The sequence below is a fragment of the Vibrio sp. VGrn 2 genome (genome assembly GCF_009361695.1).
In the GTDB taxonomy this organism is placed as follows: domain Bacteria; phylum Pseudomonadota; class Gammaproteobacteria; order Enterobacterales; family Vibrionaceae; genus Vibrio; species Vibrio diabolicus.
On the sequence record NZ_RBWD01000010.1, the window covers coordinates 42167 to 59470 of the forward strand.

Genomic DNA, 17304 nt, shown 5'->3' on the forward strand with positions numbered 1-17304 from the left:
GGAATCTCTCTTAAACTAGGTGAAGTCGAACGAATACCGTTAGGCCAGCGACAGCCATAAAGACACAGGTCGCCACAATAGAGCGCTTAGACAAACGGCCCATGCCACAAATGCCGTGCCCACTAGTACATCCGTTACCCAGTCTGGTTCCGATTCCTACCAATAAACCAGCGGCAATCACCATCCCTAAAGAAAGGTTCACGGTACTAGGAACCGCAACGCCCAACATCAGAACGCTAATCAAGCCACCAGCTATCATTCCAACCGCAAAAAGCAATCGCCACGAATAATCGCCTTTTTTCGGTGACATAATGCCATTCATAATTCCACTGATTCCGGCAATTTTCCCGTTAACCAACAACAATATAGTGGCGGAGATCCCTAACAAAATGCCACCAAACAACGATTCCCATGGAATAACGTTTAACATTATTTACCTCTAAAATCTTAGCTACGAATTAGTTACAGAAAACGCTATGAAGCGCCTTGATTAATGACTCAACTCTCGGTTCTGACAACGAATAAAACACTTGCTGTGATGCCTTACGAGCCTTGATCAATTTGTGTTTGCGAAGCACCGTCAAGTGCTGTGAAAAGGCGGATTGGCTAAGGAACGAGTTCTTTTGCAGCTCCCCAACACCAACCTCACCTTGGGTCAGTTGGCACAACACCATTAGCCTTTCCGGATGTGCCATTACTTTTAGGAGATCAGCAGCTTCATTGGCATTGCCTTTCATTGCTGCTACATCCATATCTGTATAGCTCATGACTAACCTCTACATTAAAAACTAAATTAGATATTACTAAAACAAAACATTTAGTCAACGCTAAATTAGCAATTGTGAATTTAGATAAATTAACATTAGACATTTCTAATTTAGATAATTATAGTGATGAATATCAAAGGATGGCGTTCTCAGTTTGAGAGTACGAAGGAGAAGAGTTATGACGTTAGAAAATGCAGTACGAATTTTTGCAGGCACGATGATATTGATCTCGGTCATACTAACCGTGTTCGTTCACAGTAACTTCATTTGGTTCACCGTGTTTATCGGCGTTAATCTTATTCAAAGTGCTTACACGGGAATCTGCCCTGCTGCTTATTTTTTAAAGAAATTTGGTTTTAGATAATCTAGAGCGTAGTGACCTTTCACACTGGCTATTCGTGAAGGTCAGCTCGCCCTAAAACTTGGAGTTAAAAATGACTAAGATCTTAATCGTCGGTGGTGTTGCAGGTGGTGCATCTGCGGCGGCGCGTGCTCGTCGTCTGAGCGAAGATGCCGAAATCATCATGTTTGAACGTGGCCCGTTTGTTTCATTTGCCAACTGTGGCTTGCCTTATCACATCGGCGGCGATATCCAAGAACGCAGTAAGTTACTACTACAAACGCCAGAAAGCTTTTTAGCACGTTTTAACGTTGATGTTCGCGTGATGAATGAAGTAGTTTCTATTAACCGACAGGACAAAACCGTTACGATCAAAAACCTGTTGGATGAGTCTGAATACGTAGAATCATACGACTTCCTACTGCTTAGCCCAGGTGCAGGCCCTATTGTTCCGCCAATCCCAGGTCTCGATAACCCGCTCACCCACTCGCTACGTAACATTCCAGATATGGATCGCATCATCGAAACGATCCAAATGAACAAACCAGAGCATGCGACGGTTGTTGGCGGCGGTTTCATCGGTTTAGAAATGATGGAAGCCTTCCACCAACTTGGCATTAAAACCTCTCTGATCGAAATGGCAGACCAAGTCATGACGCCAGTAGACCGTGAAATGGCAGGTTTTGCTCATGCAGAAATTCGTGACAAAGGTGTCGACCTAAAACTTGGCGTCGCGCTTGAATCTGTGAAATTCGTACCTAACGAGCACGTTGCAAGTTTCGACTCTGGTGAGAGTGAGAAACACCAACACCTAGAAGGTGAATTGGAGTTAACACTGAACAACGGTGAAAAACTCACCACCGATATTTTGATTATGGCAATTGGTGTTCGTCCTGAGACAAAACTGGCGCAAGAAGCCGGCCTTCAAATTGGCGCGCTAGGCGGTATTTACACGAACGAACACATGCAAACCAGCGATCCATCTATCTACGCTGTCGGTGACGCGGTAGAAGAGAAAGACTTCGTGACTGGCGAGCAAACTCTAGTGCCACTTGCAGGCCCGGCAAACCGTCAAGGTCGTATGGCAGCAGACAATATGCTAAGCCGCAAAGAAACTTACCAAGGCACACAAGGGACAGCGATTTGTAAAATCTTTGACCTTGCTGTGGCTTCAACAGGTAAAAATGAGAAACAATTGAAACGCGCTGGTATTGAATACGACAAAGTGTACGTGCATACCGCAAGCCACGCGAGCTACTATCCTGGTGCAGAAGTGGTGTCGTTCAAAATGTTGTTCGATCCAAAATCAGGCAAGATTTTAGGTGCTCAAGCAGTTGGTAAAGACGGTATCGACAAACGTATTGACGTTATGGCTGTTGCACAACGTGCTGGCATGACGGTTGAACAACTACAGCATCTTGAACTGACTTACGCGCCACCTTACGGCAGTGCAAAAGATGTGATCAACCAAGCGGCGTTTGTGGCAAATAACATCATCAAAGGTGACGCAGCGGCGATTCATTACGATGAAATCGACAACCTGACTGAAGATCAAATTCTCCTCGACGTCCGTAACCCGGGTGAATTGGAGTCTGTTGGTTATCTTAAAGGGGCAATCAACATTCCGGTTGACCAGTTACGCCATCGTATGGGTGAACTACCAAAAGACAAAGAGATTGTGATTTACTGTCAAGTAGGCTTGCGCGGTAACGTGGCATACCGTCAATTGGTCAACAATGGTTACAAAGCTCGTAACTTGATTGGTGGATACAGAACACTCAAATTCTCGCGCTTATAACGGGATAATAAAAACAGAGAAAACCGAGGAATTGGTTTTCTCTTTTGTTTATTTACATGGACTCAAATCTAACTCATTAACCTTCTATCGCCAAACGGACTGCTGCTTGAGCATGGATAGAAGTGGTATCAAGTAGCGTAACATCTGTGTGACTTTGGTTTACAAGTAAGGCAATTTCAGTGCACCCGAGAATCACGGCTTCAGCTCCCTGCTCTTTTAGTTTTTCAATAATTTGCAGGTATATCGTTCTCGATTCTTCTTTGATTTCACCTTGGCATAACTCTTTATAAATAATGTTATGCACTATAGAGCGATCATCTTGAGCGGGAATTATGACATCCAGCCCATAGAGGTCGGAAAGCCGTCCTTTGTAAAAGTCTTGCTCCATTGTGAATTGAGTACCAAGGAGTCCGACCTTTTGAACCCCTTTCTCACGAAGTAACTCAGCAGTCGCGTCTGCGATATGTAGTATGGGGATATTAATGCTGGCTTCAATTTGAGGAGCAACTTTGTGCATTGTGTTCGTACAAATAAGAATAAAATCAGCGCCCCCTTTTTCTATTGAAGATGCAGCATCAGATAGAATACTTGCCGTTTCCTCCCATTTACCTTGGTGTTGAAGTTTCTCTATCTCTGAAAAATTCACGCTATACATACAAATTTTTGCGGAATTTAGGCCGCCTAACGCCTCTTTGACTCCTTCGTTGATCAATTTGTAATAACTAAGCGTCGACTCCCAACTCATGCCGCCTAGAAGACCGATAGTTTTCATATAACTCTCCAATCGTTATACACCACCATGGCAGGGGTGTTTTTACAAACAAAATCAACTACGTGAATAGACAGCCTTCTAGCTTTGTCACTAGTGAGAACTGGATAAACCTGCAATCAGAAAAAGGACGACTACGCGATTCTCATATCTCCTCGCAACATTGTTACCGCACTTCCAGAAAGCTTAACGCATTCCGGACTCAATAATTCTGTATAAACAACTCCACTTCTCTTGGATGCTTGAAAGCCTTTTAATTGCGCTTTACCGAGCTCTTTAGCCCAGTAAACACATAAAGCGCAATGAGCAGAACCTGTCACTGGATCCTCATCAACACCAACCCAAGGGGCAAAGTAACGAGAGACAAAATCAGCGTCAGTGCTTGATTGAGCAGTGATAACAACTCCACGACCTTTTTGTTTAAGTAACGTACTAAAATCAGGTTCGAGTTGCTCTATCAAAGACTCATCATTGATGACGATCAACTGCTTATTATTAAACTGACCATAAGCGATTACATCAACCACATCGAGCCCTAAGCCGTGAAGCAAGTCTGTGTTAATACTAGCTCGCATATCTAAAATAGGAGCAGGAAACACCAAATGAATGTCGTCATGATCAAGTTGTGCAGTTAAAACGCCGGATAGCGTAGCAAACTCAATGGTATCACCTGTACTATATAACCCTTGCTCTCTCAGCACGTGCGCCGTGGCCAATGTGCCATGTCCACACAAAGCGACTTCCGTTTCAGGTGTAAACCAACGAAGTTGCATTGTGTTTAATGACAGAAACGCGGTTTCAGATAGTGACATCTCTGCCGCTATGGCCAACATCATTTCCTCATCAAGGCTTGATTCTGTGATACACACACCTGCAGGATTGCCTTTGAACACATCTGATGTAAACGAGTCGACCTGAAAATTTTAACTTCCACAAAATATCCTTAAGTTCTATCAACCACTGTAGAACCATTAGCAGCGCTTAGTGCATTTGTACCACGTAATGTATTGCACCAGTTATTTGAGCAGTAAACCTTTATTAACTAAGAAGAAACCACTTTTTCTCCTGATGGGATTTATTGGTATTTTGCCGAAGTAATGAACTCACCGAATGTTTCACACCAAACAACAACAGTATTGTATTCAGAAATGGAAATCCCTTGAGGAACCTCAACAACGAAGTTATTGAATGTTTTGACATCACCAACCAAGCTCATCTCAGATTTAAGGTCATTAAACGCTTGTTCAGTCTCGACAAATTTAGGAGATAAATAGAGTTTATAGTCAGGCCCGGGAGCGAGTTTTCCTACCAGCGTAATAGCTTGGGAACTCAAATGAATTTCACCTTCTCCCCAATGAAAAGCGTCGCTATCTTTGAGGTCCCTCGTGACAACTGCACTGTATTCTGCACCTTGCATGCGCTCAGAAACTTGCTCATCGGTCGGCGCAGGCGGTGCAATAAGAATCGGTAAAGTATAGATACCTATCGCAATACCAATCGCAACAGCCACTAAGTGGCTTAACGTTAATTTAATTATACTTTTCAAGGTCATCTATCTTCTTGTTAGTTTCATCAGCTTAGATTTCGGATCAAATACAGACATCCGTCAGGTTATACGTCTAATAGCCCAATTTCATTAATATTATACACAAGCTGGACCAATGCGCCTTAATTGCTGCCTTTTAGAGTGCTATCCAATAACCCCGTTATTAACGAAAATAACTATTTTAATTCAGCCCCCTACACGCCTTCGACGAAATGATCTAAATGCAAAGTGAGCAATTAAAAACGGCTGATAATTGATATCAGCCGTTTGCTTATCGGGAATGTCGTTGTGCTGGTTTGGGAACTATTCTGCTTCCACCAAAGCGATCTTATCGGATGTCGATTTTTCCAATTTGATCGCAATAAACTTAGAGGTTGGCGTAAACGTTCTATCCCCATAACTATCTAAAGGAACCAATGGGTTCGTTTCTGGATAGTAAGCCGCCGCCTGACCTGCTGGCACATCATAGGCAACAAGCGTAAATCCGCTTACGCGACGCTCTACGCCATCTTCCCATAATGACACCATGTCCACTTTGTCGCCTGGTTCAAAACCGAGTTTACGAATATCCGCTTCATTGATAAACAGCACTTCGCGCATACCAAATACTCCACGATAACGGTCATTCAAGCCGTAAAGTGTCGTATTGTATTGGTCATGTGAGCGCATGGTTTGCAAAATCAAATCTGGCTTTTGGCCTTTTTCGAGTATCGCTTCGCTGATCAACTGCTTCGGCAACTCGCTAGAGCTGAACTGTGCTTTGCCGCTTGGTGTATTCCATCGACGCTCGGCTGCTGGGTTTACCAAGTGGAATCCACCCGGGTGTTTAAGCTTATGGTTAAAGTCGGTAAAGCCCGGAATGGTATCGGCAATCAAATCGCGAATACGGTCGTAATCTTCAATCGCCCACAACCAATCAATTGGTTTTGCCCCGAGTGTCGCATTGGCAATACCGGCAATAATCGCTGGTTCTGAACGCAAATGCTCCGAACGCGGTTTTAGCTGACCAAATGAGATATGTACCATGCTGAAAGTATCTTCAACCGTCACACCTTGTGGGCCCGTCGCTTGCTGATCAATCTCAGTACGGCCTAAGCATGGAAGAATAAGCGCATCTTTACCTGTGACAAGGTGAGAACGATTTAACTTCGTCGAAATGTGTACGGTTAAATTACAGTTTCGCATCGCGTTGTGCGTACGTTCTGTGTCTGGCGTTGCTTGTGCAAAGTTACCGCCCAAACCGATAAATACTTTCGCTTGCCCTTCTTCCATCGCTTTAATGGCTTGCACAGTGTTGTGGCCTTCACCACGCGGGACGGCAAAGTTAAATCGACTTTCAATGCGATCCAACAACAGATCTGAAGGTTTTTCATCAATGCCCATCGTACGGTCGCCCTGAACGTTACTGTGACCACGCACTGGTGAAAGACCCGCGCCCGGCTTACCAACGTTACCTCGTAACATTTGCACGTTTGCGACTTCTTTAATGGTTGGCACAGAGTGACGATGCTGAGTCAACCCCATTGCCCAACACATGATCACACGTTCTGCACGTCGATACATGCTCGCCACCATCTCGATTTCACTTAAATCAAGACCCGATTGTTCCGAGATGTGTTCCCAAGAGGTTGCGTCCACTTCAGCCAAATACTCATCAATACCTATCGTGTGTTGCTTGATGAATTCACGGTCAAATACCGCTTTGCCACCGTTTTGCAATGCCTCGCGTTCCCATTGCAACAAGAATTTCGCGATGCCACGAAACACTGCCATGTCTCCACCTAAAGCAGGACGCAGGTACGCCGTGTTGGTAGGCTCTGAGCCGTTACTCAACATCTCAATCGGCATTTGTGGGTTTTGGAAACGCTCTAATCCGCGCTCTTTCAGCGGGTTTAGACAGATAACCTGCGCACCACGTTTTACCGCTTCGCGCAGAGGTTCAAGCATTCGTGGGTGGTTCGTGCCCGGGTTTTGACCAATCACAAAAATCGCGTCGGCTTCTTCAAAATCATCAAAGATCACTGTGCCTTTACCAACGCCAATGGTGTCTTTCATCCCGATTGCACTGGCTTCGTGACACATATTGGAACAATCTGGGAAGTTGTTGGTACCGAATGCACGCACAAATAGCTGATACAAAAACGCCGCTTCGTTGCTTGCACGACCAGAGGTATAAAACTCCGCTTGGTGCGGTGAATCCAATTGATTGAGATGTTTCGCGACAAGAGCAAAAGCCTCATCCCAAGAGACTGGCACGTAGTGATCGGACTCGGCATCGTATCGCATTGGGTGCGTGATACGGCCTTGGTATTCCAACCAGTAATCGGTTTGCGTTGAGAGAGAAGAAACGCTGTGATTGGCAAAAAAATCAGGATCAACCAAACGATTGGTCGCCTCCCAGTTTACCGCTTTCGCGCCATTCTCACAGAAATTGACTTTACCACTATCTGGCGACTCACCCCATGCACATCCCGGGCAGTCGAAACCGCCATTTTGGTTGGTTTTGAGCATAGTGCGAATGTTTTTAACTGCATTTTCACTGCCCCACCAACTTCTGGTTACGGCTTTCAGTGCACCCCAACCACCAGCTGGACCTTTGTATGCTTTTATTTGTTCTTTTTGGCTCACGACTTTACTCCTCGCAGATATACCAGCAAGCAGGGTGCCCGTGAAAACAAGCGCGTTATTTATTGAGATAATGCGGAAGTATTGAAGGGCTTAGTTTCTAATCCATGTATTTTTTAATCCAAATAAGTAACCACTCAACATGCTCTCGCTTGTCCGAGCGTTTACTTATCTAGATTCTTGATATCGGATACCCGCCTACTGTTTCTAAGACTGTTAGATTCAATTCGCATTGTTGCGCCTTGATCTAAATCAAAGATTAAGTCGTTATTCAATATGCGTCCAATTGATAATCCTGACCGAGTGATAAACAAAATCTATGACGAATTTTTCCACTGACGCTCATCACATTTTTAATCAATACAGTTTATGAGGTTAATCGTTTTCCCATTCGATTCCACCTAGTTCGCTTAACGAACTCAATAAAATCGGCACTCTTGATAATAGATAGTATCTATCACACTATAGATACTTTAAATTTGACCCTAATTAATATCAGGAATAGCCTTGATTCAGATCAATTTTGAGTGTGATTTTATTCTTGACTTGGTTTTGGTTTTCCATTTCCCAGTTAAAACGCTCCAGCGCTTAAAAAGTACGGTAGTGCTGTGCCCTTATTTAGGGAGGTCACCCGTACATGTGACTCACAACGCAAGGTTAACAAGCCATTATGGATATCAAACAACTTAAATATCTCATCGCACTTGAACAGACCAAACACTTTGGTCAAGCCGCCGCATTGTGCCACATTACGCAGCCTACCTTGTCCATGAGAATCCGAAGCTTAGAGGAAGAACTCGACCTCGAATTAATCCAAAGAAGTCAACGATTTGAAGGATTTACTGAAGCCGGAGAACGCATTTTAGCTTGGGCGAAAACCGTCTTAGCCGCTCATGATGGATTGCAAGCCGAGGCTGCTAACTGCCGTGGTCAGTTGGTCGGTTCACTTCGGCTTGGAATGGTGCCACTCGCCAGCCAAAACCCGATGCAATTGCTCAAACCATTAGCTCAACAGTTCCCTGAGTTACGTTTTCAAATACTCTCCATGACGACCGAACAGATCATAGACCAACTCAATCGCAATCAGCTTGATTTGGGCATGTGTTATGTCGATCAAGTTAACACCGCTTACTTCGATGTTATCGAGCTCGACTCGACCAAACTTGGCGTTTTATTCGATGAGCGTCATTTTGACTTTGCCGAATCTGAAGTGTTGTGGGAGTCACTCAATAACATTCCGCTAGGACTGCTTTCGAAAGGCATGCACTATCGCCACTCGATTGATCTTAGCTTTGTGAGCAAAGGGCTAGTTCCGCAAACCGTCATTGAAAGTAACTCCACCTTTCACTTGATCCAAGCAGTAACCAGTGGCCTTTGTTGCGCCATTATGCCGCTGAATTGTGGATTAGAAGAGCTGAACGATACGCTTCGCATTATTCCTATCGAAGAAGCCGCCGTTCACGCCCCGCTAGGTTTGTTAAAGCGAAAACAAGAACCCTTCTCCGCGCTAACCGATCAGTGTTTCGCAGAAGCAAAAAGCATATTCAATCGATAACAACAATCCACACGTCAACTTTTGGCATACATAACGGCTTATGAGGTGATTTCATGAGATGTACTACTCAATCTTATTTTGAACTGTCCGATTTCAATCAAGCACCACCTCAACCAAGTGCGTTCAATTACCGAGAATTGATTGATGGCCGCCCAGTGCAACAAATGTCGCTGGCGAGTGAATCCGCTTTAGCTATCAGCTACAACGGCATTAGCCAAGCGGTCATGATGGTGACGCCAGGCCATCTGGAAGACTTCGTGAAAGGGTTTAGCTTAAGCACAGGCATCGTCCACGACTTCAAAGAGATCAAAGACATTGAAATTGGTGGCGATCACGAATCTCACTATGCGGAAGTGGAAATCAGCAACCGCGCTTTCTGGGCGTTAAAAACACAACGCCGAAATCTTGCTGGCACAACCGGATGCGGCATTTGTGGCGTCGAGGCTCTTGAACAAGCTTTGCCTGATTTGGCGCCGCTAACACCGTCTCTTCCTCCGCGCTCCGATGTATTCGAAGGGCTGCGAGACAAAGTCGCACAGCATCAAGAAGCCGCACGTGAATCTGGCGCGTTACACGCCGCTTTATTTGCAGATTTACAAGGCAACATCAAGTTGTGCCGAGAGGACATCGGCCGTCACAACGCGCTAGATAAGTTGATTGGCGCATTGGCCAACAATCACATCGAACCTCAAAGTGGCTTCGCAATCATGACAAGCCGTTGCAGCTTAGAGTTGATCCACAAAGCCGTTCGCGCACGCATCCCCACACTGGTTTGCTTATCTGCACCTACAGCGTTAACCGTCGAATGGGCAAGAAGAAACCATTTGAACCTAATTCACTTGCCAAAACACGGCTCGCCGCGTCTATACAGCCCTGCGCCTTAACACGTCGACCTAGCCGAATTCCTAATATTTCTAACGGAGACCTCTGGGTCTCTTTTGTTTGCTTCTCACTCCCAATTGATACTTAGCGACAAGACACTATTCTCTCCAACCAAACGTGCTCACCCCTTGTCACCACTAAGCTTACGCATATTAATCCGTTTGCATTTGAACGCTTTCCAATCGATAAAAACTCAGTCAAAAACCCATATATTAGTAAGGGTTTTGTGTGACTCTTTTCACGCTTTTCCGCCTTCTTAGGCATTTCTAGGAATTTTTCCTAGCCGATCTAGGCAACCATCTCATGTGCCTCACAAAACCACTCTCTAGAATTCCGCTCAGTCAAAGGTAACAAGAGCGCATAACGGTCTCCGTTGTGTTTCTAAAACAATTACAAGAGAGTTCATCATGTTAAAATTCCTCGAACAGGTGCGGAAGCCGACCCTCGATCTTCCTGTCGAAGTTAGAAGAAAGATGTGGTTTAAACCGTTCATCCAATCTTACTTGGTCGTATTCATCGGCTACCTAACCATGTACTTGATTCGTAAGAACTTCAATGTCGCGCAAAACGACATGATCTCAACTTACGGTTTGAGCATGACAGACCTAGGTCTTATTGGCCTTGGCTTCTCCATCACATACGGCATCGGTAAAACCGTTGTGTCTTACTACGCTGACGGTAAGAACACCAAGCAATTCCTCCCTTTTATGCTGATCCTTTCTGGTCTTGCAATGCTTGGTTTCAGCTTCAGCATGGGCGGCGGTAGTGCAAGCCTGTTCTTGATGGTGGCTTTCTACGCTCTGAGTGGTTTCTTCCAAAGTACTGGTGGCCCTTCTAGTTACTCAACCATTACAAAATGGACACCTCGTAACAAACGCGGCTCTTACCTAGGCTTGTGGAACATGTCTCACAACGTAGGTGGTGCGGGCGCAGCGGGTGTTGCTCTTTTCGGTGCTAACTACCTATTCGACGGCCACGTAATCGGCATGTTCGTGTTCCCTTCTATCATCGCGATCATCGTTGGCTTTATCGGTATGCGCTTTGGTAGCGACTCTCCAGAAGCTTATGGTCTAGGTAAAGTAGAAGAACTTTTCGATGAAGCAGTGAGTGAAGAAGACACCGCTGCTGAAGAAAACCAGATGACCAAGAAAGAAATCTTTGTTGAATACGTTCTTAAAAACAAAGTTATCTGGCTACTTTGCTTTGCAAACATCTTCCTTTACATCGTTCGTATCGGCATCGACCAATGGTCAACGGTATACGCGTACCAAGAGCTTGGTCTGTCAAAAGAAACGGCAATCTCTGGCTTTACTCTGTTCGAAGTCGGTGCGCTTGTGGGTACGTTGATGTGGGGTTACCTGTCTGACCTAGCAAACGGTCGCCGCGCATTGGTTGCTTGTGTATCTCTTGGTTTGATCATCGTATCGCTTGAGTTCTACCAGCACGCCACTAGCGAGTTCATGTACTTGGCCTCTCTATTTGTATTGGGCTTCTTGGTGTTTGGCCCGCAACTTCTTATCGGTGTTGCCGCGGTTGGTTTTGTCCCTAAAAAAGCAATCAGTGTGGCTGACGGCGTAAAAGGTACTTTCGCTTACCTAATCGGCGATAGCTTTGCAAAACTAGGCTTGGGTATGATTGCAGACGGTACACCTATCTTCGGCTTAACAGGTTGGAAAGGTACCTTCGCAGCCCTAGATACCTCCGCCATGATTTGTATTGTTTTGCTTGCTTTCGTCGCTATCGCGGAAGAGAAGAAGATTCGACACGCGAAGAAGCTTCAACTTGTACAAAACCAAGCCTAACTTCTCTGCGCGCTTTACTTCGGTAAAGCGCGCAAGATCATTAAAAAGCATGGTTCAATTCAGTATCATTAAAGATTTTTCTATTGGCTCCTGTTGGAGCTTATTGTTGTTAGTCGTCTGCTCTATTTGGTTGTAATAATGATTCATGTTGCTCTAGTTGATGATCACGTCATCGTGCGTTCGGGTTTCGCACAATTATTAAATTTAGAAAGTGATATTACCGTTGTTGGTGAATTCGGCTCTGTCGCAGAAGCACGCACAGGGTTGCCTGCGGTACACCCACACGTCGTCATCCTAGATATTTCCATGCCAGATGAAAGCGGCTTAAACTTTCTTAGCGAAATACCAACTGGCATTGCCTGCGTGATGCTTAGCGTGCATGACTCCCCTGCGATGGTGGAAAAATCACTAAAGCTAGGTGCAAAAGGCTATCTTAGTAAACGCTGTAGCCCAGACGAACTTATTCAAGCCGTGAGAACCAGTGCTTCTGGTGGCTGTTACCTCACATCAGATATTGCACTTAAACTTGCAACGCCTAGCGACAGCACCACCTCTCTATGCCAACTGACAAAACGTGAAAACGAGGTATGTCAGCTACTTGCGACCGGGTTGGATGTAAAGTCTGTCGCGGCAGAGCTTGGCTTGAGCCACAAGACCGTGCATGTGCATCGTGCGAATGCCATCGACAAACTCGGCGTGAAAAACAACGTTGAGCTCGCCAAACTATTTTCTCAAGAGTCCTTTTAATGCGAGCTTACGCTGTTACTACCATTTGCGGACTATTTGTTATGGCTTGCGCTTGGTTTTGCTTGTGGGTGATTGCCTATTACTTTGTCAATGATCCCGAGCTGGCGATCTTATTGTTTCCTTTCGCTTTACGATTAGGTGTCGCCCTGCACACTCGCACCGCTTATTGGCCAACGATTTATCTTTCAGAGTGGGGGCTTTCCATCGCACTTGCGATGTTACTGGGTCAACCGCAGTGGCTTACCGTGCTGATTGCGAGCATTGCCAGTATCCCGGTCACTCTGATTGCGAAAAAATACTACTACGGAGATCAAAACCGCCATTTAGCCGTGATGAGCGTTGTCATTATCATTAGCGCGTTTATTAATGTGATGGCCGTTGGTTTTCACGTTCCTTCGGTTTACATGGTGTGGCTGGCTAGCATTTCTGGAGGCTTGCTCGTGGTGCCTATGTGCTACTTGTTATGGAGTTATTTGTTCCAAAGTCGTTGGTCTCCGCTTAGCTCTCTCCTACTTAGTAATGCCGTTGTATTTCAGGTGCGTCATATCGTGCTTTATGCGCTGCTTTTGATCGGCAGTATTTTGGTGCAAACCAGTTTGCCTGAAGAGCTAAAACGATTTGCGCCATTTTGTATGGCGATTCCAATCATCGTGCTTGCTCTGCGTTACGGCTGGCAAGGTGCCCTACTCGCCACCATGCTCAACAGCATTGCGCTGATTGCGGCTCGCAGCGGCGTATCAAATCTAGAAATCACCGATTTGTTATTATCTCTCTCGGCGCAAACCATCACCGGCATTATGCTCGGTTTAGGGGTTCAGAAACAAAAAGACCTCAATCACAAACTGCGCGGCGAACTTGCACGCAATCAGAATTTGTCTCGCCAGCTTATCAAAGCGGAAGAATCCGTAAGACGCGATATTGCGCGAGAGCTACATGACGAAATCGGCCAGAACATCACGGCGATCCGCACACAAGCCAACATCATTAAGCGGGTAAATAACGCAGAAACAAGCGTGGGTTGCGCCGACATGATCGAAGGGCTTTCCCTCAACGTGTACGACACCACTAAGCGACTGTTAAGCAAGCTAAGACCAAAAATGCTGGATGATTTGGACTTAAAAGAATCCGTCGAGCAACTGACGCGAGAGATGGAATTCGCCAATCACGGAACGACTGTTCAACTGAACTGGCAAGGCGATTACACCAGCTTGAGTGATACGCTCAAAGTAACCCTATTCCGTTTATGCCAAGAGTCATTAAATAACGCAGCCAAGTACGCAGAAGCGCAGTTGATCAATATTGAGCTGACGATCGGAGAAACGGCGGTGTCACTGATGATTCACGATAATGGTGTCGGCTTCAAGGTTCAGGACAGCATGAAAGGCATGGGCGTTCGCGGCATGCAAGAGCGTGTGCACGCGTTAGGTGGAAAAATGGTTATCTACTCCACCAGCGATCAAGTGATTGGCACACAAATCAGCATTACTTTACCTAAGGTGTAACTCAAGATGTTTGGATTTTTACGTTCACCTAAATTTACTCAACCGAGTCTGAGCAAAGAGCAAATCGACCAGCGTTACCGCCATTGGCGTTTGCACATTATGTTGGGGATGTACATCGGCTACGCAGGTTTCTACTTTACCCGTAAGACCTTTAACTACGCCGCACCAGCGATGATTACCGATCTTGGCTTAGATAAAGGCGATTTAGGTCTTATCGGTACGCTTTTCTACATTACTTACGGCTGCTCGAAGTTTATTTCCGGTACGATTTCGGATCGCTCTAACCCGCGTTATTTCATGGGATTAGGATTGATTGCGACAGGTCTGGTCAACATCGCGTTTGGTTTTTCTAGCTCACTCGCGGCTTTCATTACTCTGTGGATCTTAAACGCCTGGTTCCAAGGCTGGGGCTGGCCTTCATGCTCCAAGCTGTTAACCACTTGGTATTCACGCTCCGAGCGTGGCTTCTTATGGGCGATTTGGAACACCGCACACAACGTTGGTGGCGCGCTGATCCCTATTTGGGTGGGCTATTTAACGTTGCACTACAGCTGGCGTGAAGGCTTTATTCTACCCGGCATCATCGGTGTATTACTCGGTCTATTCGTTTGTTGGCGATTGCGCGACAAACCCACAACAATGGGCTTACCAAGTGTCGGACAATGGCGCAACGACGCACTAGAACTTGCGCAAGAAAATTACGGACGTGGCCTCACCTACCGCGAAATTCTGAAATCGTACGTATTTAACAACAAATACATCTGGCTGCTCGCGTTCAGTTATGTGTTGGTTTACATCGTCCGAACCGCAATAAACGACTGGGGAAACCTGTATTTAACCGAGCAGCATCACTATAGCCTGATTAACGCCAACGCTGCTCTGTCGATGTTTGAAATCGGTGGTTTTGTTGGTTCATTGGTTGCGGGTTGGGGCTCAGACAAACTCTTTGGCGGTAACCGTGGGCCAATGAACTTGCTGTTCGCGATTGGGATTTTCTTATCTGTCTCTGCGCTTTGGCTGATGCCTCTGACCAACTTTGCATTCCAAGCGGCGGGATTGTTCTCCATCGGCTTCTTTGTCTTTGGGCCACAAATGCTGATCGGTATGGCGGCGGCTGAGTGCTCTCACAAAGATTCTGCAGGCGCGGCAACAGGATTCGTGGGCTTGTTCGCCTACATGGGCGCAGCATTGTCTGGCTATCCACTGGCGTTAATTCTTGAAGAATATCATTGGACGGGTTTCTTCATCACCATTTCAGTTTGTGCAGCCGTCATTGGCCTTTTGTTGCTGCCATTTTTGCAAGCGCAACCATCACGAAAACCACTCGAACCAAAACCTCGGTTGTAAATCGACTTATCGCCCTTCGGGCAAATTGGCGAGTGACCTAACCGCGCTCGCCATCCTTATTTAACGTATCTCTGCTCAATTTTTCTTCCGATTCAGTTCGGAGGGTTAACTATGGGAAAAATTCATGAATTTGAACACTATTTCATCGCATAGCTTCTTTCAAATGAACAACAAAATCCAAAACTACGCTTGGGGAAGCACCTCTTCTATTCACGATTTGTTTGGCTTTTCTAACGAAACGAATGAGCCTCAAGCAGAATTATGGATGGGGACTCACCCAAACGGCTGCTCTGAAGTTCAGATTGAGCAAAACACGCTGCCTTTGTCTGAACTGATCAAACAAAACCAACCCGCTTACTTATCAGCAGAAACCGCAGCGAAATTTGGCGACCTGCCCTTTCTGTTTAAGATCTTAGCGGCCGAACACGCACTGTCGATTCAAGTTCACCCAAGCAAACAAGATGCCGAAATAGGCTTCGAAAAAGAGCAAAGTGCTGGCACCCCACTAAACGCGAGCCATCGTAACTACAAAGATCCAAACCACAAACCTGAATTGGTGTACGCGCTGACAAGTTACCAAGCCATGAACGGTTTTCGCTCGTATGCCGAGATTATTGAGGCATTTAGCCTTTGCGATATCGATGAGCTACGCGCGCCTCTTGACACATTCAAACGCGAAATCAACTCACAAGGTTTACGAGATTTCTTTGTGCACATTCTGACCATGGAAGGAGAAACAAAAGAGCGAGCACTGAAACAGCTTATTGCCCACGCTTCACGTCAATCGGAACAAGGCACTGACAACGACGTTTTCCAGCTCATCTTGGATCTATCCACTCAATACCCTGGCGATGTCGGCTTGTTTGCGCCATTACTGTTGAATGTCATCACGCTGCAACCTGGCGAAGCGATGTTCCTAAGCGCAAGAACGCCACACGCTTACATTAAAGGCACGGGATTAGAGATCATGGCGAACTCAGATAACGTTTTGCGTGCAGGACTCACGCCGAAACATATGGATGTTGAAGAACTGGTTAAATGTACAGATTTTGTACCTAAGCCTTTTGACAGCCTTGTTCTAGAACCCAATGCCAATGGTTGCCAAAGCCTTTACCCCGTTCCAGTGGAAGACTTTAGTTTCAGCATTCTTAACCAACCGAATCACGACGTGGTTGAGGCAAACAGCGCAGAGATTTTGATGGCGATTGATGCCGACCTGACACTCATCAGTGATAACGGTGAGACGTTAACCGCCGCGAAAGGACAATCTGTATTTGTTCCTGCTTACGTTGGCCATTACCGTATTCAAAGTGCGGGACGTGTGGCTCGCGCATTTAACTAACTTCTGAATAACAGATTCAAGCTAGCGTCTGACCCAAGGGACTGGGTTAGACAATTTATTCCTCTCATAGATTGAGCCTGTCCGGTTTTAAGACACTCATTCTTACACCTTATCGACTCAAAGCCGCTGCGGTCTAAACCATCTAAGTTCTCTGAGAACCATAGATTCCTCTATTCACTGCAACATTCATTGTCAAAACCCATTTATTTCCGGTAAATCCTCCGCTCCAATATCAAATTACTTGGATAACAAAGGCGCTCACACAGTGGTATTTGTTGCAAA

14 protein-coding genes and 1 pseudogene are annotated in these 17304 nt (G+C 45.7%); 9 read left to right on the forward strand and 6 right to left on the reverse strand.

Annotated features, from left to right (window positions below; translation table 11 throughout):
* Positions 1-10 precede the first annotated feature (10 nt).
* Positions 11-430 (reverse strand): YeeE/YedE family protein, encoded by a 420-nt coding sequence (locus D8S93_RS16365; protein ID WP_047725566.1) that lies wholly within the window; start codon positions 428-430, stop codon positions 11-13.
* A gap of 28 nt (positions 431-458) precedes the next feature.
* Entirely contained in the window at positions 459-767 is a 309-nt protein-coding gene (locus D8S93_RS16370) for an ArsR/SmtB family transcription factor (protein ID WP_012842251.1), read from the reverse strand.
* Positions 768-945: 178 nt separating this feature from the next.
* Between D8S93_RS16370 and D8S93_RS16375 the strand changes: the two genes are divergently transcribed.
* Together D8S93_RS16375 and D8S93_RS16380 are read left to right on the forward strand one after the other, a co-directional pair.
* A complete protein-coding gene (locus tag D8S93_RS16375; protein WP_193621631.1) occupies positions 946-1131 on the forward strand; it encodes a DUF2892 domain-containing protein in 186 nt (61 codons plus the stop codon).
* 70 nt (positions 1132-1201) lie between these two features.
* Positions 1202-2905, forward strand: a complete 1704-nt coding sequence (locus tag D8S93_RS16380) for an FAD-dependent oxidoreductase (protein ID WP_152814304.1) — start codon at positions 1202-1204, stop codon at positions 2903-2905.
* A 76-nt stretch (positions 2906-2981) separates the two neighbouring features.
* Here D8S93_RS16380 and D8S93_RS16385 read toward each other — a convergent pair whose 3' ends face one another.
* The 4 genes and pseudogenes from D8S93_RS16385 to D8S93_RS16400 form a co-directional block, all read right to left on the reverse strand.
* Positions 2982-3677 (reverse strand): aspartate/glutamate racemase family protein, encoded by a 696-nt coding sequence (locus D8S93_RS16385; RefSeq protein ID WP_047009206.1) that lies wholly within the window; start codon positions 3675-3677, stop codon positions 2982-2984.
* Between the two features lie 131 nt (positions 3678-3808).
* Positions 3809-4594, reverse strand: a pseudogene (locus D8S93_RS16390) (PhzF family phenazine biosynthesis protein); the annotation flags it as partial.
* A gap of 155 nt (positions 4595-4749) precedes the next feature.
* Positions 4750-5226 (reverse strand): DM13 domain-containing protein, encoded by a 477-nt coding sequence (locus tag D8S93_RS16395; RefSeq protein ID WP_046875407.1) that lies wholly within the window; start codon positions 5224-5226, stop codon positions 4750-4752.
* 297 nt (positions 5227-5523) lie between these two features.
* The gene (locus D8S93_RS16400) at positions 5524-7848 is read right to left on the reverse strand and encodes an FdhF/YdeP family oxidoreductase (RefSeq protein WP_319803024.1); all 2325 of its coding nucleotides are present in this window, start codon (positions 7846-7848) and stop codon (positions 5524-5526) included.
* Between the two features lie 667 nt (positions 7849-8515).
* Between D8S93_RS16400 and D8S93_RS16410 the strand changes: the two genes are divergently transcribed.
* The 7 genes from D8S93_RS16410 (at position 8516) to manA (ending at position 17022) form a co-directional block, all read left to right on the forward strand.
* Entirely contained in the window at positions 8516-9400 is an 885-nt protein-coding gene (locus D8S93_RS16410) for a LysR family transcriptional regulator (protein ID WP_046875405.1), read from the forward strand.
* A gap of 53 nt (positions 9401-9453) precedes the next feature.
* On the forward strand, positions 9454-10284 hold the full coding sequence (gene fdhD, locus D8S93_RS16415; protein ID WP_074545336.1) for a formate dehydrogenase accessory sulfurtransferase FdhD: 831 nt from the start codon (positions 9454-9456) through the stop codon (positions 10282-10284).
* A 405-nt stretch (positions 10285-10689) separates the two neighbouring features.
* The gene (gene uhpT, locus D8S93_RS16420; RefSeq protein ID WP_152814308.1) at positions 10690-12084 is read left to right on the forward strand and encodes a hexose-6-phosphate:phosphate antiporter; all 1395 of its coding nucleotides are present in this window, start codon (positions 10690-10692) and stop codon (positions 12082-12084) included.
* Between the two features lie 138 nt (positions 12085-12222).
* Complete coding sequence (uhpA, locus tag D8S93_RS16425; protein WP_152814310.1) at positions 12223-12831, forward strand: transcriptional regulator UhpA; 609 nt, start codon at positions 12223-12225, stop codon at positions 12829-12831.
* Positions 12831-14333 (forward strand): signal transduction histidine-protein kinase/phosphatase UhpB, encoded by a 1503-nt coding sequence (gene uhpB, locus D8S93_RS16430; protein ID WP_152814311.1) that lies wholly within the window; start codon positions 12831-12833, stop codon positions 14331-14333. The genes uhpA and uhpB overlap by 1 nt, the downstream gene beginning before the upstream one ends.
* Positions 14334-14339: 6 nt before the next feature.
* Positions 14340-15680 (forward strand): MFS transporter, encoded by a 1341-nt coding sequence (locus D8S93_RS16435; protein ID WP_069489007.1) that lies wholly within the window; start codon positions 14340-14342, stop codon positions 15678-15680.
* A 124-nt stretch (positions 15681-15804) separates the two neighbouring features.
* Positions 15805-17022 (forward strand): mannose-6-phosphate isomerase, class I, encoded by a 1218-nt coding sequence (manA, locus tag D8S93_RS16440; RefSeq protein WP_152814313.1) that lies wholly within the window; start codon positions 15805-15807, stop codon positions 17020-17022.
* The last annotated feature ends 282 nt before the right edge of the window (positions 17023-17304 follow it).